Consider the following 21,751-nt stretch of genomic DNA (forward strand, 5'->3'; position numbering starts at 1 on the left):
TGGATCATGTCGGGCATTTTCGGTCCGGCAGGGCGACAGTGCCAAATGCCCCGGCCTTCGTCAATCGCATGATTATTGAGCGAAAACAAAACTTTCCCGCAGGATCAGTCGTCTCTCGGGAAAAACTGGGCGGCGAGGTTTCGTGAGATCGGTTTGCCAGAACGCAGCGCCGCCTCGTCGAGCGTTTCCACCATCCGCCGTGCAGCCTCCGCCGAGCGTTCCATGCGCTTGACCAGCCAGAGGATCAGCGTGCCGGGGACGGCGATCTGCCGGTCGTCGAACTGTTTGACCAGCATGGCGGTGAGCAGCTTGTCATCGGGCGCTTCGATCCGCGCCACGGTCGTCCCCTGCATGCGCGAGGCGAGATCGGGCAGGCTGAGCGTCCAGTGATTGGGCGCACTCTGGGCGGTGAGCAACAGCCGCCCGCCTTCGGCCAGCGTCAGGTTGTGCAGATGAAACAGCGCCTCTTCCGAGCGTCTGGCATCGGGCAGGGTGGGCAGGCGGTCGGCGTCTTCGACGACGACGAAACGACGGGCTGCAAGAGCGGGGATGTCGGCTTCAGTCAGCGCATCGGCCGGGACGATCACGGCATCATGGTCGCTGGCCCAGACATGCGCCATATGAGTTTTGCCCGCACCCTCGGGGCCGATCAGCACGAGCTTGCCCGAGGGCCAGTTGTTGACGGCGTCGAGCGTGGCCATTGCGACGGCATTGGAGGGCGAGACAAAAAACGCATCGCGCCCCAGCGCCTGACGCACCGGCAGATCGAGGATGAGCTGTTCGGCCATGGTCAGATGTCGTCGTCCGAAAGAGGCTGATTGGATTCGAGGCCGCGGTAGAGGCGGCTGTCGTGATATTGTTCGATGGCGAAGCGGGCGATCACGCCGAGGGCGGCGGCCACCGGAACGGCAACCAGCATGCCGACGAAACCGAAGAGCGTGCCGAAGGCGGACAGGGCGAAGATCAGCCAGACCGGGTGCAGCCCGACAGAGGAGCCGACGAGGTTTGGCGTCAGGATATTGCCTTCGATGAACTGGCCCACGGCGAAGATCGCGGCGACGGCGATGATCCATTGCCATTCGCCCCAGAACTGAAAGAGCGCAAGCCCGATGGACAACAGCCCGCCGACAATCGCGCCGACATAGGGGATGAAGGTCAGGGCACCGGCCACAGCCCCCGCCACAAGGCCGAATTTGAGGCCGACGAGCATGAGGCCCGCAGCGTAGAATGTGCCGAGGATCAGGCAGACCGTGCCTTGCCCGCGAATGAAGGAAGCGAGTGTGCGGTCAATGTCGGCGGCGAGACGGCGGATCACAGGAGCGTGGTCGCGGGGCAGGAGTTTGTCGACCTCCGCCACCATGCGGTCCCAGTCCATCAGCAGATAAAAGGTGATGACGGGGACGAGCACCAGCAACATCACCACGTTGAACAGGCTCATGGCGGAGGCGAGCGCCCCGGAGAGCAATGCGCCGCCCTTCGACTGGATGGTTTCGCCGATCTGCATCAGCGTCTGGCGCAGCTGGCTGTTTTCGTCGAGCAGGACGGGGAATTTTTCGGTCAGAAATGTTTGCAGATTGTTGATCAGATCCGGCGCGCTGTTCACAAGATCCGTGGCCTGTTTCACCAGTGTCGGAATGACGAGCAGCGCCATGAGGACAAAGAGAATCGCGGCCACCAGCGTGATCACGATGGTCGCGGCGATCCGGCTCAATCCCCAGGATTCGAGGCGATCCGCCACCGGATCGAGCATATAGGCGACCGCCATGCTGAGCACGAAGGGCAGGATGACATCCCCCATGAGCCACAAAAGCGCCAGAAACACCACCGCAGCGGTGCCCCAGTATTTCATCTGATCACGGACCGGTAACGCCATACTCGCCTTTCCATCTTTCCCTTCATATCGCCCGCGCAGAGACGGGTTTCAAGGGGAAGAGGCCGTGGGGATCAACTTGCCTGTAGTAAACGCGTCCCGAGAGAGGGAAGAAGATGGAATGAGAGGCACAGAGTGCTCTTTGCAGGATCGGCGACGAAGGTTTGGACCAGTTCACAGGATGTGTTCACGGGAGGCGTTCGCGGGGTGAGGGGACGAGCCATGTGGGGACTGTAACCGTTGTCATCACCCCAAGCCTTATCCCATGTCGCTTTCTGAAAGTCTAAGATGCATGGGCTTTGCGCAAGTTTCCCGCGCCCTGCGGCTTGTCTGGCCGAAAGCGATGGCATAGACCGTTGCAAACACTGATCACTCGAGGGCTTCCCGCATGCGTCTGTCGCGCTATTTCCTGCCGGTTTTGAAAGAAACTCCTGCCGAGGCGTCGATCGCGTCGCACCGTCTGATGCTGCGCGCGGGGATGATCCGTCAGCAATCGGCGGGGATCTATTCCTGGCTGCCGCTGGGCTACAAGGTGCTCCAGAAGGTCGAAAAGATCGTTCATGAAGAGCAACAGCGCGCGGGTCACATCCCGCTTCTGATGCCGACGCTGCAATCGGCCGATTTGTGGCGCGAAAGCGGGCGCTATGACGACTATGGCGAAGAGATGCTGCGCATCACTGATCGTCAGGGGCGTGAGATGCTCTATGGCCCGACGAACGAAGAGATGATCACCGACATCTTCCGCTCTTATGTCAAATCTTACAAAGACTTGCCTCTGACGCTCTATCACATCCAGTGGAAATTCCGCGACGAGATGCGGCCCCGGTTCGGTGTCATGCGCGGGCGCGAATTCCTGATGAAAGACGGCTATAACTTCGACCTGACCGTTGAGGATGCGCTGCACTCTTATAACCGTCACCTCGTCAGCTACATCCGCACCTATGAGCGCATGGGCCTTCAGGCCATTCCGATGCGCGCCGATTCCGGCCCGATCGGGGGCGACGACACGCACGAGTTCCTCGTTCTGGCCGAAACCGGCGAGTCCGAAGTGTTCTACGACAGCGCCGTGACCGACATCAAACTCGGCCAGCGCGAGATTGATTACGACAATGTCGATCAATGTCGCGCCGTGATGGAGGAATTCACCTCGCTTTACGCGCGCACCGACGAGACCCATGACGAAGCCCTGTTCAATCAAGTGCCCGAAGAGCGCCGCCGTGCTGCGCGCGGGATCGAGGTTGGGCAGATTTTCTTCTTTGGCACGAAATATTCCGAAGCCATGGGCGCGACCGTGCAGGGGCCGGATGGCAAGCCTGTGCCGGTGCAGATGGGCTCGCACGGGATCGGCGTGTCCCGTCTTCTGGGCGCGCTGATCGAGGCGAACCATGACGACAAAGGCATCATCTGGCCGGAGGGCGTGACGCCGTTCCATGTCGGCATTGTCAACCTGAAACAGGGCGACGACGAGGCGGATGCGGCCTGTGAAGCGCTCTATAAGAGCTTCGCGGCGCTGGGGCTTGAGGCGCTTTATGACGACCGTTCCGAGCGCGCCGGTGCGAAATTCGCCACGATGGACCTGATCGGTCTGCCTTGGCGCATCACGGTCGGCCCGCGCGGGCTCGCCAATGGTGTGGTCGAAGTGACCTCGCGCCGCACGGGCGAGAGCGAAGAGATGACGCCGGAACTGGCCATCGAGAAGATCGCGAAAATCTACGCCGGGCTTTGAGAGCGCAGTACAAGATATAAGCGTTGCACGCGCCTCTCCTTTATCTGATGTCTCAGGTTAAAGGCATGACGCTTTATCGGCGAGATTTCGCACGTTTTGAAATCGGGGGCGGGGACAGGTTTGTCTCGCGCCCCCGAATCCTTTTAGCCTCTCCCCATTCAACTCCGCAAAAGACGGAAGAGAGGCAGCCATGTTGAGAGCACTCGCCCTTGCGGGCGGCCTGTTGGGGGCCGCCGTTGTGTCCCAGTTTCCCGAGTTCACCCAGCAATATACTCAGCGTCTCGCCGGTCAGGTCGAGGCTTTAGGCATCGTGATCGCCGATTTCGATGCCTCCGCCCGCAAGGCGGAGATGACCCGGGAGGAAGCGCTTGCCTCCATGGGCGGATCGGTGTTTCTGGAAAACCGCCGTCGGGACATGCGCCAGACCATCGACCGGCATGACCGTCTCTCCGACGACCTAACCGCCTTGCGCACCGCCACGCCGCTGGAGCGTCTGACCATGCCACAGCGTGTCGCCGACACCAAGCTTGCCCGCGCCACCTTTGACGACTTTCGTCCGGCTTTGCCGCTGACGCTTGAGGGCGGGATTTCCGCGCTTGCGGGCTATGCTGCGGGGTGGGCCGCGCTCTCGGCGCTGCTGGCACTTTTGCTCTGGCCGTTTCGGCGCGGCAAGGCGCGTGCCGGTCTCACGTTCTGATCCCGGCTGTTCACGTAGGCTTCACCCGACCCGTGCTTGACCTTTGGTCCGGCAAAGGGTTTGGTCTGGCAAACTTGTGAGGAGCCCACCCGTGGACGCGGCCAGAACGACCAAGCCCTTTTCCCGCTTCGAGTGGAAAATCGCCTTTGCCTATCTGCGCGCCCGTCGCGAAGAGGGGGGCGTGTCGGTGATGACGTGGATTTCGCTCATCGGCATCACGCTTGCCGTGGCGGCCTTGATCATCACGCTGGCCGTGCGGACCGGGTTTCGCGACGAATTCGTCGACACGATTTTAGGTTCCAACGCCCATGTGACGGTCTATTCCTCGATCTACGTGACGCCCGAGGGCACCACCTCGCGCGCGATTGAGGACTATGACGACTGGGCCGCCAAGCTGCGCGAGGTGCCGGGCGTGACCCGCGCCGCGCCCTTGGTGCGCGGGCAGGTCATGGTCTCGTCTAACGGTCGCAATGCGGGGATCGAGGTCTATGGGATTTCGCCCGAGAACCTGATGACCATTCCACGCGTGGCGATCGAACCGGACGAGCATTGGGGCGATGTGTCTCGCTTTCCCGAAGGCATTGCCATCGGCTCTGGCGTGGCGCGCGACCTGGGCGTGACGGTGGGCGACAAGATCAAGCTGATCTCGCCGGACGGGGCCAAAACCGCCTTTGGCACAAGCCCGCGCGTGTCGTCTTTCGAAGTGGTCTATGTCTTCTCCGCCGGGCGCTATGACATTGATAAAACACGCGCTTACCTGCCTTTCACGGAGGCGCAAAAGTTCTTCAACCGGCAAGGCGCGGCGGATGAGATCGAAGTCATGGTCGAGCATCCGGATCAGGTCGACGATATGGCCATTCCGCTGCTGCAAGCCGTCGGCGAACGCGGCATGGTCTGGACCTGGCGCGATGCCTCGGGGGCCTTCCTGCGCGCGCTCGACATCGAGGACAATGTGATGTTCGTCATCCTCTCGGTGCTGGTGCTCATCGCGTCGATGAATATCGTCTCCGGCCTCATCATGTTGGTGAAAAACAAGGGGCGCGACATTGGCATCCTGCGCACCGTGGGGCTGACCGAAGGGTCCGTGCTACGGGTGTTTTTCATCTGCGGGGCGATCACCGGCGTCTTGGGGACGATTTTCGGCGTGATCCTTGGGTCGTTGTTTGCGATTTATATCGACCAGGTGTTGAGTTTCGTGAACTGGATGAGCGGCGGCGGGGCTTGGGACCCGTCGATCCGGGGCATTTACGAACTGCCCGCCGAGCTGCGTGCCGTCGACATTTTCAAAGCGGTCGGCCTCTCGCTTGGCCTGTCGTTCCTCGTCACCATTCTGCCCGCGCGCCGTGCCGCACGGATGAACCCTGTGGAGGCGCTGCGCTATGAGTGACATGCTGTCCCTGAACCAGATCCGAAAGACCTACAACGCCGGAAAACCCAACGAAGTCGATGTGTTGCGCGGTGTGGACCTCACCGTCGCACGCGGCGAGATCGTCGGATTGATCGCGCCTTCGGGAGCCGGGAAGTCGACGCTTCTGCACATTGCGGGGCTTCTGGACCTGCCCGACACGGGCACGGTTCGGATCAATGGACAGGACATGACCGGGCAGGGCGACAAGACCCGCACCGCCATGCGCCGCGCGGGGGTGGGGTTCATTTACCAGTTCCACCATCTGCTGCCCGAGTTCACGGCGCTCGACAACGTTATTCTGCCGCAACTCGCCAATGCCGTTCCGGAGCGTGAGGCGCGGGACAGGGCGATGAATTTGCTCGAAAAAGTCGGCGTGGGCAAACGTGCCTCGCACCGTCCCTCGGCGCTTTCGGGCGGCGAACAGCAACGGGTCGCCTTTTGCCGTGCGCTGGCCAACAAGCCGGGGCTTTTGCTTGCGGACGAACCGACCGGGAACCTCGATCCGACGACCTCGGCTTTGGTGTTCGATGTGCTGATGGGGATTGTGCGCGACGAGGGGCTGTCGGCCCTGATCGCCACGCATAACCTTGAATTGGCTGCGAAAATGGACCGGGTGGTGCGGCTTGAAGACGGCCAGATCGTGCCGGTTTAAGGGGTTTCCCCGAGAAACCGGGCGCGCTCATGGGCGTAGCCGAGACCGCCCCCGGCATGGAGCTTGCGCGCCAGCGCCAGACCGCTGAAAATCGGGAAGGCGCGGGCGGCTTCCACCTCCGGGAGAAGCGACAAAAGCGGAGCTGTGATCTCCGGCGTCAGGCCAGATTCACTATGTTCTGCAAGGCCTTGCGCGAAACAGGCGATGTCTTCGATGAGCGCGTTCGACCGCCGTCCGGAGAGGTCGATGGCGGTGATGCCTGCGGGGCCTACGATCAGGTTTCCGGGCCAGAAATCGCCATGACCGCCACAGATCGTCAGGGTCTCGGGGGCGTTTTGCAACAAATCACGGGTGCGCAGGACCACGTCACGGGCAGGGCCGTCGGCGCAGTCGTCGAGGATGCGCCGGGCGCGGGCCATGGGGAAAATCCCCGGTTTCCGATCACTCCGCGTGGCTTCGAAAAGCCAGAGACGCGCGGCCTGAATCAGTTCAGGGATCGCGGCAGCCCCTTGGTCCCGGAGCAACTCATGACCGCTTTTGCCCGCGATGAGCGAGATCACGAAAAAACCGGCTTTCGGAGCAATATGAAGCACTTGCGGCACATGGGCGGGGCGGCCTTCGAGGGTTTTCGCCATCTGTTTGAGGGCAGAGGTCTGGCCGTTGACGGCACGGGTTTTCTCGCTGTGCCAGATCAGCTTGGCAATCGCCGGACGGCCATCCCAGATCAGGCGAAACACCGCGCGCTGGCCGTAGGTCTGGAACGCCTCGACCTCTTGCGCGCGGGCCGTGAGCCGGGGGCGTTCGATGAACAGGTCTTCGAGCCGCCGATGGGCGGACACCAGATCGAATGTGTCGAAAGACCGTGCCATGGCGCGACTATGCGGCGCGCAAGCGGGGCGGTCAAAGGCTTTGCGAGAACTGTCGGCAAAGCGTCGGATTTGTGTCGGACTTCTGTCGGGCACGATGGCCCGACAGGAGATCAGACGCTTTAGTCGAGCACAGAGGCCAGAACGCCAATGGCGGCCAGCGCGGTCAGCACATTGCCCAGATCGCTGTTGCTCTGTTTTTCCACCCGGACGGGATGCGGTGCGGGCTGTTGGCGGAGATGTGTCTGGGGCTGTTGGTGCTGCATCTGCTGCTGTTGCGGGTAAAGCATGATTTGCCCCTGCGGGCCGGATTGCGGACCACCTTGAGGGCCACCCTGCGGGCCATTGGCGAGGGCCGGGGTGGCCAACAGCAGGATGCTGGCGGCGAGGGCGGGTCGGGTCAGTCTGGTGCGGCGCATGTCGGCCTCCGTCGATTGGAACTGAGACCGTAAACGCGCCGCGCCCGGGCTTCCGTCGCGGGATCGCGCGGCTGTGATATTTCGGCTGTGATCTTGAGATCAGTTGCCGAGCAAAGCAGAGATCAGGCCGACGGTCGCAATCACTTGCATCGTGTCGCTGTCGATTTTGACGATCTTGCCGTCATGTTTGGCATATTTGAAACCGTTCGGGGCCGGCAGGTTGTATTGCGCGTAATCGTCAATGATCACATAGCCGGAAGGCAGTTGTTTTTCTGATGACCCGGCGGCACTTCGCCCACACCGAAACCCTGACCATTGTTTCCAGTCGGCGCGGCAAGGGCCGGGGTGGCGGTCAGGGCAAGCAGAAGGGCGATCATGGGCTTGGTGAGCGGTTTGTTGAGTTTCATCACAAATCTCCTTTGTTTTCAAAGGGAAAACGTGCAGCGTGCGGGGTCGGTTGCGTCACGGTTGTGTGACATTGGAGTGTGTGAAACGCAAAAAGCCCGCAGGGGGATCTGCGGGCTTTGCGGGGAAACATCGGAGGGGGTCAGTTGCCGGTGATGTTGTTGTAAATCCCCATGGCGGTGATCACGATCGCGGCGTCGCGGGCGATCTTGTAGATCGTGTCGCCGGAAATCACATAGCGGTCGCCTTTCGGGTCGGGCAGGCCGTAGCGGTCGTAATCGCGGATCACCCGGTAGCCGTCGGGCAGACGGTCGCCGCGCTCGTAGCGGTGATGAGAGGCCTGTTTGCCGTAGCATTGCTGATCGAGGCCGGGCGGCAGGGTGCTGCGCTTGCCCTCGCGCATCTGCTTCTCGATCCCCGGCGGCAGGTGACAGCCTTTGGGGACGTGGTAGACATAGACCTCTTGCGGGGCGTTTCTGGGTTTCTTGTCCTTGTGCCCGTCGGCGAGCGCCGGGGCGGCGGCGAGGGCCGCAGCGGCAAGGAGAAGGGGTTTGGTGAAAGAGATCATGCTCTGTCCTCCGAATGTCGTTTTCGGAGATATAACCCGGCCGGGCGCGGAAGGGTTCCCCTCAGTGAGGGGATGGGCGGAAGGGTGCCGAGGCGGGGGGATTGTTGCCGGTGGGGGTGCCGATTTTTGATCTTGTCCGACTTCCGGTCTTTGTGATTCAGTCAGGGAAAAGGAGATCAGAGGGATTATGGGCCTCAGATACCATCCCGCTCAGGGAACCATTGTTTGCGTCGATTTCGATAAAGGATTTGTGCCACCGGAGATGATCAAGCCGAGGCTTGCGGTGGTTGTGTCCAAGGCGATCAAAAATCGTCACGGGCTTTGTACCGTTGTGCCGTTGAGCACGACTGTACCGGAACCGGCGATGCCCTATCATTGTACGCTGGATATTCCATTTGCCTTGCCGCCGAGGTGGGGCAAGATCACGCGCTGGGTGAAGGGGGATATGGTGTGTTCAGTAAGCTGGCAACGGACGGATTTGTTGCGGCTTGGGAAGGATCGCAACGGGCGGCGGGTTTACCAGATGGAAACGCTTCCTGAGGCAGAGTTGGCGCGTGTGATGTCTTGTGTGCTGCATGGGCTGGGCCTGTCGGTTTTGACAAAGCATCTGTGAAGGATTATATTTCGCTTGTGGCGGCCCTGCTTCGGCATCCGCATTAAGACCCTACCAAGGGCCGCTGGTCAGACCGGAGACAGCAATCCGATGGCCAGTGCTGTAAGGCCCCGCTTCGGCGGGGTCTTTGCTTTTTTGGGGGGCAACACTGAACAATAAGGTCGCCCTTCTGTTCATTAATCGTTAGCACGCGCAAGTAAGTTTATGTTTGCTGCGGTCAAATTGATGCAGAAATCAACCATAGCATTCGGAATATTCTTCTTGATGGCTCCTTGGCCATGGCCAGATGTCTTATTGCGAACAGTTGGTAAACCGGATTCCAAAATTGATCTTAGAGAATTGAATTCATTTGTAAGATATTTAGGAATAAGCTCTGCTTGGAAGATGCGCTCAATCAATTTGCTAGCAGTTAGATTCTCGACATCTCGCTCCCTGTTCTCCGTGAGTACGATTTTCATGACGCTCTCAAAACACTTTAGGCAATCAGCAATTGCCTCTTGGTTTTTCTGATTTTTTTGGTGTTCAATCGCCGACCTGAATTCTTCGTTTGCGTTGGAAAATCTTTTCTCGTTTAGGATTTTGAGGGCGGGAAGAATGTTGTGTTGATGAAGATGAAGGGAGTCGATCCTCATTATTTGTTCATTCTCAAATTGATACCCAGTGCCATCTTCTCTAAATCGAACGTTCAGTTCTTTGATGGCTGTGTATCCAATATCTGCCCAATTGTATCTACCGCTTTCGGCGCGCATAGAGATGAGCTTAAAAGACAACTCTACTACATCTAAAACTTTTTCGGTTTCCGTTTCTTGAAGGAAAAAGTTTATAAGCTCATGAAACTCATCTTTTGCATTATGGTGCTCTTTAACAAGGCAAAAGACGCCATACTCTCTCCTTAGGGCATTAACTAAGGAAGTGTACGCTTCATGCGCATCTGTGTGCCCGTAACCGTCAAAATTGGCATATGTGCCGAGGGCATCATACCATATGTGAACGATTTGTGTTCGAAGCTTTTGACTGATTTTTTCGTACTGAAAGACATCGTCAACAGGACTTTTAGTGCGCTTTGCACGTTTAGAAAAAAGGTCACAAACTACCACTAATCCCTCCTACACATCCAATTCCTCAACAAACCGCGCGTTCTCCTGAATATACTGGAAGCGCAATTCCGGCTTTTTCCCCATCAGACGCTCCACCAGATCGGCGGTTTCGCCCGGTTCGTCTTCGTCGATCGTCACCCGGATGAGCTTGCGCGTCGCCGGGTCCATCGTGGTTTCTTTCAAATCCTTGGCGTCCATTTCGCCCAAGCCCTTGAACCGCGAGACGTCGATTTTGCCTTTGCCGCCAAGGCCTTTTTCCAGCCACAGGTCGCGCTCTGCCTCATCGAGGCAGTAGACGCGTTTCGCGCCCTGGGTCAGGCGGTAGAGCGGCGGGCAGGCGAGGAAGAGATGGCCTTGGTCGATCAGCGGGCGCATCTGGGTGTAGAAAAACGTCATCAACAGCGAGGCGATGTGGGCGCCGTCGACGTCGGCGTCTGTCATGATGATGACGCGTTCATAGCGCAGGTCATCGACGTTGAACCGTGTGCCCATGCCAACGCCAAGCGCTTCGCAGAGGTCCGAGATTTCCTGGTTCGAGGTGAGCTTGTTCGAGGCCGCGCCCAGCACGTTGAGGATTTTACCCTTGAGCGGCAACAAAGCCTGCGTTTCGCGTTTGCGGGCACCTTTGGCGGAGCCGCCGGCAGAGTCGCCCTCGACGATGAACAGCTCGGTGTTGGCGCGGTCTTTCGAGGAACAGTCGGTGAGCTTGCCGGGCAGACGGAGTTTCTTGGTGGCGGATTTGCGCTGGGTCTCTTTTTCCTGACGGCGGCGCATGCGTTCTTCGGCGCGGAGCACAAGGAAATCGAGGATCGCACCGGCGGATTTGGTGTCGGCGGCCAGCCAGTTGTCGAAATGGTCGCGGACGGAGTTTTCGACGAGGCGCGCGGCCTCGGTGGTGGCGAGGCGGTCCTTGGTCTGGCCGACGAATTCCGGATCGGCGATGAAACAGGAGACAAGGGCACAGCCGCCGGTCAGGAGATCGTCGCGGGTGATCTCCTTGGCCTTCTTGTTGCCGACCAGTTCGCCGTAAGCGCGCACGCCCTTGAGCACGGCGGCCCAGAATCCGGCTTCGTGGGTGCCGCCCTCGGGCGTTGGCACGGTGTTACAGTAGGACTGAATGAAGCCGTCGCGCGACGGGGTCCAGTTGATCGCCCATTCAACCTTGCCGGGGACCCCGAAGCGGGGGCCGAATTCGACCACACCGGCGAAGGGACGGTCGGAATAGGTGGTGACGGCCCCCAAGGTTTCGGAGAGATAATCGGCGAGGCCGCCGGGGAAGTGGAAGGTGGCCTCGGTTGGTGTCTCATTATCGTCGATCTCGGACTTCCAGCGAATTTCGACGCCGGAGAAGAGATAGGCCTTGGAGCGGGCGAGGGTGAAGAGGCGTTTGGGTTTGAAACGATGGTGGCCGAAGATCTGTTCGTCGGCATGGAATTTCACCGAGGTGCCGCGACGGTTCGGGGCAGCACCGATTTTCTCGACCGGGCCTTGGGGAATGCCGCGGGAGAAGCGCTGTTCGAACAGTTCCTTGTTTTTCGCCACCTGCACGATCAGCAGATCGGAGAGGGCGTTGACGACCGAGGAGCCGACGCCGTGCAGACCGCCGGAGGTCTGATAGGCCTTGCCAGAAAATTTGCCACCGGCGTGGAGCGTGCAGAGAATGACTTCGAGCGCGGATTTGCCGGGGAATTTCGGGTGCGGATCGACGGGAATGCCGCGGCCGTTGTCCACGATGGTCACCGAGTAATCGGCGTGCAGCGTGATCTCGATGCGGTTGGCGTGACCGGCGACGGCCTCGTCCATCGAGTTGTCGAGAATTTCGGCCACGAGGTGATGCAGCGCACGCTCATCGGTGCCGCCGATATACATGCCCGGGCGTTTGCGGACGGGTTCCAGCCCTTCGAGCACCTCGATGGAGGAAGCGTCATAGGCGGGCTCGGCCCCTGCGAGGAGATCGTCGGACATGGTGGTTGCTCGATTCTTATGATGGCGAATTTGATCAAGGATTAGACCATCGGGGCGCAAAAGGCGCAAGCGCTTGCGGGGAAAAGGCCGGAAAGCTTGCCTCAGATCAAGGAAAAGCAAAGGGTTTTCGTGTAACAGGGAGATGACAAGCGCACAGTTTGCCGAAGAATGGAGATATGCCCGCATGACGACGCCCATGACGCCCGCCGCCGAAACCTCTGCGCCCGCGAAGAGCCTGACCGAGACGGCTGCCGCGCCGGAGGCCGGGGGGGACGATGCGGTCGTGCATGGCGGGCCGAAACAATTCCCGACGGTGACGCCGGACAAGATCCGTGCCGCCTTCGAGACCGGCAAATACCCGTATCGCAAGAGGATGTCGCGGCTGGAATACGAGCGCACCAAGGTGGCGCTTCAGGCGGAATTGCTCAAGGTGCAGCTCTGGGCGCAGCAGACCGGCGAGAAATATGTGTTGTTGTTCGAGGGGCGCGACGCGGCGGGCAAGGGCGGCACGATCAAGCGGTTCATGGAGCATATGAACCCGCGCCACGCCCGCGTTGTGGCGCTGAACAAACCGACGGAAACCGAAAAGGGCCAGTGGTTTTTTCAGCGCTATGTCGAACACCTGCCGACCTCGGGCGAATTCGTGCTCTATGACCGCTCGTGGTACAACCGCGCGGGGGTCGAGCGGGTGATGGGGTTCTGTACGCCGAACGAATATCTCGAATTCATGCGCCAGACGCCGGAGTTCGAGCGGATGCTGACGCGTTCGGGGATCAAGCTTTACAAATACTGGTTCTCGGTGACACAGGCGGAACAACAGCGCCGGTTCAAGGCGCGGGAAACCGATCCGCTCAAACAGTGGAAACTCTCGCCGATCGACAAGGCCTCTCTGGACAAATGGGACGACTACACCGAGGCGAAAGAGGCGATGTTCTTTTACACGGACACGGCGGATGCGCCCTGGATCATCGTGAAGTCGAACGACAAGAAACGCGCCCGGATCGAATGCATGAAACATTTCCTGATGAACCTCGATTACCCGGACAAGGACGAGGCGCTGATCGGCGAGCCGGACCCGATGATCGTCGGGCAGGCCGGACATGTGGTGCATAAAAGCGAGCATATCCTTGCCTCCGCGCTCCACCCGGATGCGCGGCGCGGCAAGAACGGGAAAGTGTAAACGGAGCCGCCCCTCTTACGTTTCCTCGGCTTAGGCCTGCCCAGCTTACGTTTCCCAGAGATCGTCTCCGCAGCCCTCCCAATTCGGGAAGCGGCTGCGGAGGCTTTCGATCTCGCGTTCCAGTGCGTCAATCCTGCGGTCTTTTTCGGCCAGCGCGGCGGCCACATCCTCGGCTTCGAAGCGCTGGGGGATATGCTGCGGGCAATTCACGTCCCAGGCTTCGACCTCGATCAGCAAGGCCCTCTCGGCCCGGCCTCGCATGTCGTCAGGCATCAGGCGGGCGACCAGATCGGGGTCGTCCTCGACCATGCGCGCACGGCCCCAGATCTTGACCCGGCGCCTGTGGGCATAGTCAATCAGGAACAGCTCCACCCTGTCGTTTTCGGACAGGTTGCCGAGGGAAATATACTGACCGTTGCCGCGCAGATCGGCCATGCCGATGCTGCGCGAATCCAGCACTTTCAGAAAGCCCGGCGGACCGCCGCGATGCTGGACATAGGGCTGGCCTTCGGCGCTGGCCGTTGCGAGGAAGATGCTACGCTGGGCGGAGATGAACGCTTCGAGGTCCGGGGAGATGTCGATGGGCCATTGGGCCCGTGCATATTGTGGACGGGAGCCAAGCCTGTCTTGTGCCGCCTGAACGGCGAGGGAAAAGGCGAGGCCGTCGGGGGAGCGGTCGAAATCGGACATGTGTATTCCTCGGATTTTGCGCGGCGCGCGGAGCGGCTGACACATGTATCGGATTTCGGTATATCATCGGCAATAATGCACTATTTATATACTCAGTATCAAAGAGGATACCATGGAGGACCGGAACACCGGCGCGCCGGGACGGGCGCAGCGTTTCACCAGCTACAGCCATTCGAAGAATTGTGCGGTCGAAAGCGCGCTCGAGGTGATCGGCGGCAAGTGGAAGGGCGTCATCCTGTTCCATCTGCTGAGCGGAGAGATGCGGTTCAGCGAAATCAGGCGCGCGGTGGGCGCGATTACGCAACGCACGTTGACGAAGCAACTGCGGGAGTTGGAGGCGGACGGTGTGTTGACGCGCACCGTCTATCCGGTTGTGCCACCCAAGGTGGAATACCGGTTGACGGAGAAGGGCGAGGCGCTAACACCGATCCTGACGGGGCTGCGCGCTTGGGGGCTTCGGTATACGCTGTCGGAAACGGATGCGACGGGGGAGGAGGCGTAAGCCTCTTTGTCTTAGCCGTTGGCGGCGGCGAATTTGCTCATCAGATAGGGGCCTGAGGTGACCGCCTCGGAGGCGGGGCCGGAGAGCGGTTTGACCTCGGCGTGCCAGTTCGGCTGATGGAAATAGGCAATCGACATGCGCGTCTTGGTGGCCCAGTCCGGCGGCGTGACGACGCGGTGCAGCGTCGAGGTCCAGCGGCCCCCTGTCCAGAGCGCCATGAGATCGCCGATGTTGATCACGAAGGCGCCGTCGACGGGGGGGATGCCTTTCCAGTTCCCTTCCGGCGTCAGGATTTCCAGACCGCGCGAGCCCGGTTCGGGCAAAAGGATCGTCAGCGAGCCATAATCGGTATGAGCGCCCGCGCGGAGCTGGTTTTCTTCGGGGGTCTTGTCTTGTGCCGGGTAGTTCAGCGCCCGCATGCCGGAGATCGGCGTGGTGATATAGGGTGCGAAATGATCGGCGGGCAGCTTCAGCGCGACGGCGAAGACCTCCATGATCCGGGCCGCCAAGGCCTCCATTTCCGCATAATAGCCGCGCCATGCGTCTTTGAAGCCCGGCAGATCCGGAAAGGGTGTCGGGGCGTAGCAAAAGGCGAGCGCATCGGGGTCGGTCTCGCCGGGCGGAATGGCGGCGGGGCCGCCGTTGAAACTTTCCTTCAGGTCCGGGGGCGTGTCCTCGCCGCAGGATTTCGCCAGAGCCTCGGTGCCGGGAGCGAGGTAGCCATAGGGACCGCCGGGCGTGGGGGCGACCTTGTGTTTTGCCTCAGGGGTTTGTCCGAAAAAGGCGCGGGCGTGGGACCAGAGCGCCGCGATCACATCCGTGGGCACACCGTGGCCGGTAACGGCGAGAAAGCCGGTTTCGCGGCAGATGCGATCCACCTCGGCGGCGATGGCGGCGCGGCCCTCGGGATCGGCGGCTTGGAAGGCGGCGAGGTCGAGCATCGGGAAATCGGGGGAGTTTGCAGTCATGGTGCGGGCTTTCTGTTGTGCTGTGCCGATAGAACGGGCGTGCGGGGCTTCTGTCAATTTCTGCCGTGACGCGCGGCGGTGCACAGGGCCGTTGCAGGGCCATTGCAGCGCGGGCAGGCTCTATCTTTGAGCCGATCTGGCCCCATGACAGGGCGCGCGCGATGTGGATGAGTGGTGCGATGAGTGAAACGATGCCCCCGATGCTGCGCCCGGCCGTGCCCGAAGATGTGGCGGCGATCACCGATCTGGTGGTGATGGCTTTTGCACAATATACGCCGCTGATCGGCAAGCCGCCTGCGCCCGCGCTTTATGATTATGCGGAGATCGTGGCGCGGGGGCGGGTGACGGTTGCGGTCCGGGGCGCGGCGGTTTTGGGAGTGGTCTTCATCTATCCCGAGGAAGATGGGGCGATGATGCTCGATGTTCTGGCGGTGTCGGAGGCGGTGCGGGGGCAGGGGTTTGCGCGGCGTTTGATCGAGGCGGCGGAGGCGCAGGCGCGCGATGAGGGCGCGGCCCTTATGCGGGTCTATACCAATGCGGTGATGACCGGACCGCAGGTTCTTTATCCGAAGCTTGGGTATCAGGAGACCCATCGCGGCGAGAGCGACGGGTATGACCGCATTCACTATGAGAAGGTGCTTTAGGCTCAGGATTGATGGGTCCTGAGCCTAGGAGTCGTCCCCGCCGAAGCCATGCATGCGCTTGGCCCATTGAAAGGCGACGATCATGCCCTTGAGACGCGGCAGGAGATAGAGCGAGAGCGCGACCGTGCCGGTGGCGAAGATTGCGACCAGCACCAGCGGATCGGGGCGGAAGGCGACAAAGACCCAGCCGAGCAGCGGGGCCATCAGATGGCCGACGATCAGGATGGTGAGATAGGCCGGTCCGTCATCGGCGCGATGATGCGACAGGTCCTCGCCACAGACCGGGCATTCGTCGCGCACGGTCAGATAGCCCTTCATCATCGGCCCACCGCCACAACAGGGGCAGCGGCGCTTCCAGCCGCGCATCAACGCGGGGCGCAACTCGCGTTCGCCATCGGTGGGTGAGGTCTGTGCGGCCATGTAGCCGTGAGAAAGATCGGTCATGTGGGGCGCGCCTTCATGTGCGGTTCGGGCGAAGTCTAGAGGACAGCACAATCGAACGTGCCGCGCGGATTGTCCTTGCGGCGCGATGTCGCGCGCGGGGTCCGGCGCGCTCTCCTCCTCGGGCAAGCTGACATGTTTTCGACGACAAAGCTACCGTTCACGGCGCTGTGATGCGGGTTTGATCGGAGATTTCGCCGGAGAGCGCGACGGAAAGAGCGGGGCGGCGCGTTTGTGTCTTTGAAAGCGCGGCTTGAAGGGGAGTTCAAAAGGCCGCGCGAGGGTAGCCTTAAAAGAGGATGAAAGACATGACACGTAAGAGCATTGTTTCCACCGTCGCGCTGATCGCCGTTCTGGGCGGATCGTCCGTGGCGCTGGCCGCAGGTGGTCAACAGGACCGGATGATGCGTCCGGGCGGCGCCCAGGGTCAGATGGGCCAGATGGGTGGCCAGATGAATGGCCAACGGGGCTTTGGCCCCTTCGGTCCGGATTTCGATTTCGCGGCGGTCGATGCCGATGAAGACGGCAAGATCAGTCAGGAAGAAATCGACGCCTTCCGCGCGGCGCAATTCGCCAAGGTCGACACCAATGGCGACGGCACCGTGGACGCAGACGAGCTTTATGCCCGTCAGGAGGCCCAGCGGGTCGAACGGATGAAAGCCCGTGCCACGGCGATGATCGAAGCGCGCGACACCGACGATGACGGTGTGCTGAGCGCCGAGGAAATGCAGGGTCCGGGTGCCGGGACGATTTTCGACCGGCTCGACCGTGACGATGACGGCGCGCTGAGCGAAGACGAGCTTGCCGCGATGACCCGTGGGATGCAGGGCCGCCAAGGCGGTCAGATGCAGGGTAAACATGGCCGCCAAGGTGGCCAGATGGGTGGCCAGATGCAGCAAGGTCACATGGGCATGATGGGTGGCATGATGGGCCATCCGGGCATGGGTTACGGTCCGATGAACGGCCAGATGAACGGGCAAGGTTACGGCCCGCAGGGCGGTCAGATGGGCTATGGTCCGATGAACGGCCAAGGCTACGGCGCGATGCAAGGTCAGCCGGGCATGGGGTATGGCCCGATGAACGGACAGGGTTATGGTCCGCAGGGTGGCCAGATGGGTTACGGCCCGCAAGGCGGCCAGGGTTACGGTCCGATGAACGGCCAAGGCTATGGCGCGATGCAAGGCCAACCGGGCATGGGCTATGGTCCGATGAACGGTCAGGGCTATGGCCCGATGTACGGCCAGCAAGCCCCGATGATGCAACAAGCCCCGGCGCAGGACGCGCCTGAGGCGGACGGCAACTGAGGCCGATGAGACAGGATCGGGGGCGTTCGCGCCCCCGGTCAAGGACGTGATGGACCGATATGGACCTCTCGACGCGATTGCGTTACGCAGAACCGGTGATGACCATGCCCTTCGACGCCCTCAATGATGTTTCCGACGAAGCCCTGCTCGTTGCCTTCGGCAATGGCGACAGGGCGGCGGCGCGCGCGTTGACCCTTCGGCTGACGCCACGGGTCGTGGGCTATGCCGCCCGGCTTCTGAAGGATCGCGAAGAGGCCGAAGATGTGGCGCAGGACGCCATGTTGCGGCTCTGGAAGATCGCGCCCGAGTGGCGGCAGGGCGAGGCGCAGGTGACGACATGGCTCTACCGTGTGGTGACCAACCTGTGCACCGACCGGCTGCGCAAGCGGCGCAGCAAGGGGCTCGACGAGATCGCCGAGCCGGAAGACGGGCGGCCCTCGCAGGATGCTGTGCTGATGCAGCGTCAGAGGGTCGATGCGTTGCAGTCCGCGCTGGATCAGTTGCCAGACCGGCAACGCGAGGCGGTGGTGTTGCGACATATCGAGGGGTTGGGCAATCCGGAGATTGCCGAGGTTCTGGAGATCAGTGTCGAGGCGGTCGAGAGTTTGACCGCGCGCGGCAAGAGGGCGCTGGCGGCGGCTTTGGCCTCTCAGCGCGAGATATTGGGGTTCGAAAATGACGAATCGTGACGACAAACGGACGGTTGAGTTTCCGGAACGGGAGCTGGAGGCGCTTTTCAAAGAGGCGCGCCGTGAGACGATGTTGCCGTCTGGCGGGTTGATGGAACGCATCCTCGCCGATGCCGAAGGCATGATCGACACCCGAGAGGCGGCCGAGGCCGCGCGGCTTGTGGCTCTGCGTGCCCCCGCGAAACAGCGTCATCCTCTGGTTGCCGCGATGGTGGCGGCACTGGGCGGCTGGCGCGCGGTGGCGGGGCTTGCGACGGCGGGCGTCGCGGGGCTTGCGATCGGACTTGGCGCCCCGTCTGCGGTGACCGCACTTGCGACCGGGTCTTATGTGTCCGGGACGGAGAGCTATGATACGGCGACGAGCGATTACGGGATCGATGCGCTGCTCCCGAGCTTTTACGAACTGGCGGTGGAAGGATAATCAATGACGGATGAGCAAACTCCTACCCCCGTGGAGACCGGCGTGGAGACCGGGAAGGGCGTGCACTGGAGCCGGATCGCTTTGGTGGTGTCGCTGGCGCTGAATATCGCGATCTTGGGTATCGTTGGCGGGGCTGTGCTGCGCTGGAATGCCGGGATGGATCGGGAACGGTCGTTGCAGGCGCGCGATTTCGGCTTCGGGCCTTTTGTCGGCGCGCTTGAGACCGAGGACCGTCGGGCGCTGGGGCGTGAGTTTGCGCGCAGCGCCGGGGATGCGAAGGCGGCACGGCAAAAGGCCGGTGCGATGTTCGAGGCGATGATCGTGGCGCTCAAGGCGGACGATTTCGATGCGGCGGGGTTCGAGACCCTGCTGTCCGAACAGCAACAGGAGTTTGCCCGAGGTCAACAGATCGGGTCCCGGCTCGTGGCTGCGCATATCGCGGAGATGAGTGTGGACGAGCGCAAGGCCTATGCCGAACGGCTTGAGGACATGTTGCGCAACCCGCCGCGCCCGCCGCATGAGCAGGGCGAACGGGGGCCGGGCAATGGTCCGGGCAACGGGCCGAACCACTGAACGTGACACAAAGCGCCCCTCGGGGCGCTTTTGCGTTTCAGTCGCGGGGCGGGGGCAGCATCCAGTCGGTACAGCGCACTTCGCTGACCGATTGGAGGGTCGTCTCCTCGCCCTCGGAGATGGCGGTGTTGACATTGCGCGGGCCGAAAATCTTCAGATACCAATCGGACAGAGCCGCGGCGCTCTCTGAGGAGCCGAGGGACAGGGTCTGCCCCGGAGAGGTGCCGGGGCCGCGATAATAAAACTCGGGAGAGCTGGCCTGAAGGGAGGGGGAGTCTTCGTAGACGCAAAGGCTCTCGAAGGGCATTCCGGCGAGGGTGAGGCCCCCCACGATCTTCCAGCAACTCAGACTGTCATATCCGAGGTTGTCGCCGGGGGTGATTTGTCCGTTGTCCGACAGGTTGCGCAGGATGGCGAGAGAGTTTGGTGCGCGCTCACAGGTCAACTCCTCAAGGACCATGCGCTCCAGCGGCGACAAGGCGAAGCTGGCCGCCGGGCAGAGCGTGAGAAGGAGAAGGCCGGTCAGGCGTTGCATCATATCGGCTCCAGACGTGACAAGAGGGCTTTGCGAGCATGTGCAGATCATGCTGGCAGAGCGGACGTGTCATGGCAAGATCGGGTGGATGTGCGCCGTCGTCAGGCGGCGTAAGAACCCAGCGTGACCTGGTTGCGGCCTTCGGCCTTGGCGGCGTAAAGCGCGCGGTCGGCGATGGCCAGAAGCGTGTCGATATCGGGTGTCGCGGCGCCTTGGTCGCCCCCCATGGCGAGGCCGATGGAGACGGAAACGCTGATCGGGGTCGTATCGGGGGCGATTGCGGCCGGACGGGCACAGACCCCGGCCCGCAGCCGTTCGGCGACGGCGCGGGCCTCCATCAGAGAGGTCATCGGCATGCAGATCAGGAATTCCTCACCGCCGAAGCGCGACACCAGATCCATGCCGCGGAGATTGTCCGCGAGCCGTCTGGCCACTTCGATCAGAACCGCGTCGCCCGTGGCATGGCCCCAGGTGTCGTTGACGGATTTGAACCGGTCGATGTCGATCAGCATAAGCGCGAAATGCTGAGCCGTCGCGCGGGCCTCGCGGGCGATCTTGTCGAGATGGGGCAGGGCATAATGCCGGTTGTAAAGCCCGGTGAGCTTGTCGCGGGTGGCGAGGCGGAGCCCCTCGTCGAGGGTGAGTTTGAGCAGGTCGGTTTCCTTCTTGCGCCGCATCTGGCTGCGCAGGCGCAGGGCCATTTCTTCGGGGTCGGCACCGCGGGCGATCAGATCGTTGGCCCCGAGATCGAGCGCCATCAGCGCCTCGCGCCGGTCCTGCGGGCTATGGACGACGACGATGCCCGCGCCACGGGTGGCCTCACGGGCGCGCAGATCGGAAATCAGTCGCAGCCCGTCGCCACCGGCGCGGGTGGAGATCACGTAGAGATCGGCGATCTCGCCATGATAAATGGTTTCGAGCAGATGATCGGCGCGCGCGATGGCGATCTCGTCATGCACCATGCCCTTGAGCCCGGCGCGCCAGCTCATCGCCTCCTCGGTGGTCGTCCCGATCAGGGCGATCTTGCCGGGGGTCTCGTATTGCCCCTGCGCCTCGGAAAACCCCAGCGCGCGGGCGGTCTCGTTGCGGCGGCGCAGTTCTTCGGAGGTGGCGGAGGCGCGCATCAGGGCGCGAACCCGCGCGGTGAGGGTCAATTCGTCGAGCGGTTTCGACAGCACCTCGTCGGCCCCGGCCTTGAGCGCAGCGATCTTGGCTTCGGGGTTTTGCGCGGGGGTGAGGATGGCGACGGGAATATGCGCGGTCAGCGGGTCGGCTTTGAGCCGGGCGCAGGTCTCGAAGCCCGACATGTCGCCGAGATCGACATCGAGGAGAATGAGGTTGGGCCGCTCTGCGCGCGCCTGTGCGAGCGTCGCCGTGCCGGTTGTGGCCTGGGAGACGTCGTAGAAGGCGGACGCGAGCTTGACCTTGAGGATGATCCTGTTGGTCGGCACGTTGTCAGCGATCAGAATTCTGCCCGCCATCGGGGTTCCTTTTTGGCTGCGGCTTTGGGGGAGAGCG

General features: G+C 61.7%; 26 protein-coding genes. 12 read left to right on the plus strand and 14 right to left on the minus strand.

The genetic code is table 11. The annotated features are described in order from the left end of the window. Nucleotides 1–104: 104 nt before the first annotated feature. Together V1475_RS10125 and V1475_RS10130 are read right to left on the minus strand one after the other, a co-directional pair. Entirely contained in the window at nt 105–788 is a 684-nt protein-coding gene (locus tag V1475_RS10125; RefSeq protein WP_479412649.1) for a P-loop NTPase family protein, read from the minus strand. A 2-nt stretch (nt 789–790) separates the two neighbouring features. Beyond that, nucleotides 791–1,873 (minus strand): AI-2E family transporter, encoded by a 1,083-nt coding sequence (locus V1475_RS10130; protein WP_479412650.1) that lies wholly within the window; start codon nt 1,871–1,873, stop codon nt 791–793. Nucleotides 1,874–2,258: 385 nt separating this feature from the next. Between V1475_RS10130 and proS the strand changes: the two genes are divergently transcribed. The 4 genes from proS (at nt 2,259) to V1475_RS10150 (ending at nt 6,353) form a co-directional block, all read left to right on the plus strand. Next, nucleotides 2,259–3,596, plus strand: a complete 1,338-nt coding sequence (gene proS / locus V1475_RS10135; RefSeq protein ID WP_479412651.1) for a proline--tRNA ligase — start codon at nt 2,259–2,261, stop codon at nt 3,594–3,596. A 190-nt stretch (nt 3,597–3,786) separates the two neighbouring features. Next, nucleotides 3,787–4,293, plus strand: a complete 507-nt coding sequence (locus tag V1475_RS10140; protein WP_434288080.1) for a DUF2937 family protein — start codon at nt 3,787–3,789, stop codon at nt 4,291–4,293. 91 nt (nt 4,294–4,384) lie between these two features. After that, nucleotides 4,385–5,680 carry a lipoprotein-releasing ABC transporter permease subunit gene (locus V1475_RS10145; protein WP_479412652.1) on the plus strand — a complete coding sequence of 432 codons (1,296 nt, stop codon included), beginning with the start codon at nt 4,385–4,387 and terminating at the stop codon, nt 5,678–5,680. Then, nucleotides 5,673–6,353, plus strand: a complete 681-nt coding sequence (locus V1475_RS10150) for an ABC transporter ATP-binding protein (protein WP_096807001.1) — start codon at nt 5,673–5,675, stop codon at nt 6,351–6,353. The genes V1475_RS10145 and V1475_RS10150 overlap by 8 nt, the downstream gene beginning before the upstream one ends. On the opposite strand, the gene V1475_RS10155 is transcribed toward V1475_RS10150, so the two are convergent. The 5 genes from V1475_RS10155 to V1475_RS10175 all read right to left on the minus strand — a co-directional run bounded on the left by V1475_RS10155 (nt 6,350) and on the right by V1475_RS10175 (nt 8,611). Beyond that, on the minus strand, nt 6,350–7,222 hold the full coding sequence (locus tag V1475_RS10155) for a phosphotransferase (RefSeq protein ID WP_479412653.1): 873 nt from the start codon (nt 7,220–7,222) through the stop codon (nt 6,350–6,352). The two genes, V1475_RS10150 and V1475_RS10155, sit on opposite strands and share 4 nt — an antisense overlap. Before the next feature lie 119 nt (nt 7,223–7,341). Beyond that, nucleotides 7,342–7,638, minus strand: coding sequence for a hypothetical protein (locus tag V1475_RS10160; protein ID WP_479412654.1), 297 nt, complete (start codon nt 7,636–7,638; stop codon nt 7,342–7,344). Nucleotides 7,639–7,737: 99 nt separating this feature from the next. Next, nucleotides 7,738–7,887: a hypothetical protein gene (locus V1475_RS10165; protein WP_479412655.1), complete on the minus strand. Its 150-nt coding sequence runs from the start codon at nt 7,885–7,887 to the stop codon at nt 7,738–7,740. Further along, nucleotides 7,884–8,045, minus strand: a complete 162-nt coding sequence (locus V1475_RS10170; RefSeq protein ID WP_479412656.1) for a hypothetical protein — start codon at nt 8,043–8,045, stop codon at nt 7,884–7,886. Before V1475_RS10170 ends, V1475_RS10165 begins: the two co-directional genes overlap by 4 nt. Before the next feature lie 140 nt (nt 8,046–8,185). Continuing rightward, nucleotides 8,186–8,611, minus strand: coding sequence for an RcnB family protein (locus tag V1475_RS10175; protein WP_479412657.1), 426 nt, complete (start codon nt 8,609–8,611; stop codon nt 8,186–8,188). A 187-nt stretch (nt 8,612–8,798) separates the two neighbouring features. On the opposite strand from V1475_RS10175, the gene V1475_RS10180 reads away from it, so the two are divergent. Further along, nucleotides 8,799–9,224 carry a type II toxin-antitoxin system PemK/MazF family toxin gene (locus tag V1475_RS10180; protein ID WP_479412658.1) on the plus strand — a complete coding sequence of 142 codons (426 nt, stop codon included), beginning with the start codon at nt 8,799–8,801 and terminating at the stop codon, nt 9,222–9,224. Between the two features lie 176 nt (nt 9,225–9,400). On the opposite strand, the gene V1475_RS10185 is transcribed toward V1475_RS10180, so the two are convergent. Continuing rightward, entirely contained in the window at nt 9,401–10,321 is a 921-nt protein-coding gene (locus V1475_RS10185) for an STM4504/CBY_0614 family protein (RefSeq protein WP_479412659.1), read from the minus strand. A gap of 9 nt (nt 10,322–10,330) precedes the next feature. Further along, complete coding sequence (gene parE, locus V1475_RS10190) at nt 10,331–12,286, minus strand: DNA topoisomerase IV subunit B (protein WP_479412660.1); 1,956 nt, start codon at nt 12,284–12,286, stop codon at nt 10,331–10,333. Nucleotides 12,287–12,470: 184 nt separating this feature from the next. On the opposite strand from parE, the gene ppk2 reads away from it, so the two are divergent. Continuing rightward, entirely contained in the window at nt 12,471–13,466 is a 996-nt protein-coding gene (gene ppk2, locus V1475_RS10195) for a polyphosphate kinase 2 (RefSeq protein WP_479412661.1), read from the plus strand. 45 nt (nt 13,467–13,511) lie between these two features. Here the strand turns inward: ppk2 and V1475_RS10200 are convergent, their stop codons facing one another. Continuing rightward, the gene (locus V1475_RS10200; RefSeq protein ID WP_479412662.1) at nt 13,512–14,156 is read right to left on the minus strand and encodes a pyridoxamine 5'-phosphate oxidase family protein; all 645 of its coding nucleotides are present in this window, start codon (nt 14,154–14,156) and stop codon (nt 13,512–13,514) included. 112 nt (nt 14,157–14,268) lie between these two features. Here V1475_RS10200 and V1475_RS10205 point away from each other — a divergent pair, with 112 nt between their 5' ends. Beyond that, nucleotides 14,269–14,658, plus strand: coding sequence for a winged helix-turn-helix transcriptional regulator (locus V1475_RS10205; protein WP_066705734.1), 390 nt, complete (start codon nt 14,269–14,271; stop codon nt 14,656–14,658). 11 nt (nt 14,659–14,669) lie between these two features. Here V1475_RS10205 and V1475_RS10210 read toward each other — a convergent pair whose 3' ends face one another. Further along, nucleotides 14,670–15,626 carry an isopenicillin N synthase family dioxygenase gene (locus tag V1475_RS10210; RefSeq protein WP_479412663.1) on the minus strand — a complete coding sequence of 319 codons (957 nt, stop codon included), beginning with the start codon at nt 15,624–15,626 and terminating at the stop codon, nt 14,670–14,672. A 179-nt stretch (nt 15,627–15,805) separates the two neighbouring features. On the opposite strand from V1475_RS10210, the gene V1475_RS10215 reads away from it, so the two are divergent. After that, nucleotides 15,806–16,270, plus strand: a complete 465-nt coding sequence (locus tag V1475_RS10215) for a GNAT family N-acetyltransferase (RefSeq protein WP_479412664.1) — start codon at nt 15,806–15,808, stop codon at nt 16,268–16,270. Between the two features lie 24 nt (nt 16,271–16,294). Here the strand turns inward: V1475_RS10215 and V1475_RS10220 are convergent, their stop codons facing one another. Continuing rightward, nucleotides 16,295–16,714, minus strand: coding sequence for a DUF983 domain-containing protein (locus V1475_RS10220; RefSeq protein WP_434288065.1), 420 nt, complete (start codon nt 16,712–16,714; stop codon nt 16,295–16,297). Between the two features lie 305 nt (nt 16,715–17,019). On the opposite strand from V1475_RS10220, the gene V1475_RS10225 reads away from it, so the two are divergent. The 4 genes from V1475_RS10225 (at nt 17,020) to V1475_RS10240 (ending at nt 19,698) form a co-directional block, all read left to right on the plus strand. Further along, complete coding sequence (locus V1475_RS10225; RefSeq protein ID WP_479412665.1) at nt 17,020–18,015, plus strand: EF-hand domain-containing protein; 996 nt, start codon at nt 17,020–17,022, stop codon at nt 18,013–18,015. A gap of 98 nt (nt 18,016–18,113) precedes the next feature. Continuing rightward, complete coding sequence (locus V1475_RS10230; protein WP_434290902.1) at nt 18,114–18,704, plus strand: RNA polymerase sigma factor; 591 nt, start codon at nt 18,114–18,116, stop codon at nt 18,702–18,704. Beyond that, nucleotides 18,691–19,125 (plus strand): dihydroorotate dehydrogenase, encoded by a 435-nt coding sequence (locus V1475_RS10235; protein ID WP_479412666.1) that lies wholly within the window; start codon nt 18,691–18,693, stop codon nt 19,123–19,125. The genes V1475_RS10230 and V1475_RS10235 overlap by 14 nt, the downstream gene beginning before the upstream one ends. Nucleotides 19,126–19,128: 3 nt before the next feature. After that, entirely contained in the window at nt 19,129–19,698 is a 570-nt protein-coding gene (locus V1475_RS10240) for a periplasmic heavy metal sensor (RefSeq protein ID WP_434288062.1), read from the plus strand. Nucleotides 19,699–19,735: 37 nt separating this feature from the next. Here the strand turns inward: V1475_RS10240 and V1475_RS10245 are convergent, their stop codons facing one another. Both V1475_RS10245 and V1475_RS10250 read right to left on the minus strand, forming a co-directional pair. Continuing rightward, a complete protein-coding gene (locus V1475_RS10245) occupies nt 19,736–20,236 on the minus strand; it encodes a hypothetical protein (RefSeq protein ID WP_479412667.1) in 501 nt (166 codons plus the stop codon). Nucleotides 20,237–20,334: 98 nt separating this feature from the next. After that, nucleotides 20,335–21,714 carry a diguanylate cyclase gene (locus tag V1475_RS10250; protein ID WP_479412668.1) on the minus strand — a complete coding sequence of 460 codons (1,380 nt, stop codon included), beginning with the start codon at nt 21,712–21,714 and terminating at the stop codon, nt 20,335–20,337. Nucleotides 21,715–21,751 lie beyond the last annotated feature (37 nt).

The sequence above is a fragment of the Celeribacter sp. SCSIO 80838 genome, assembly GCF_056498065.1.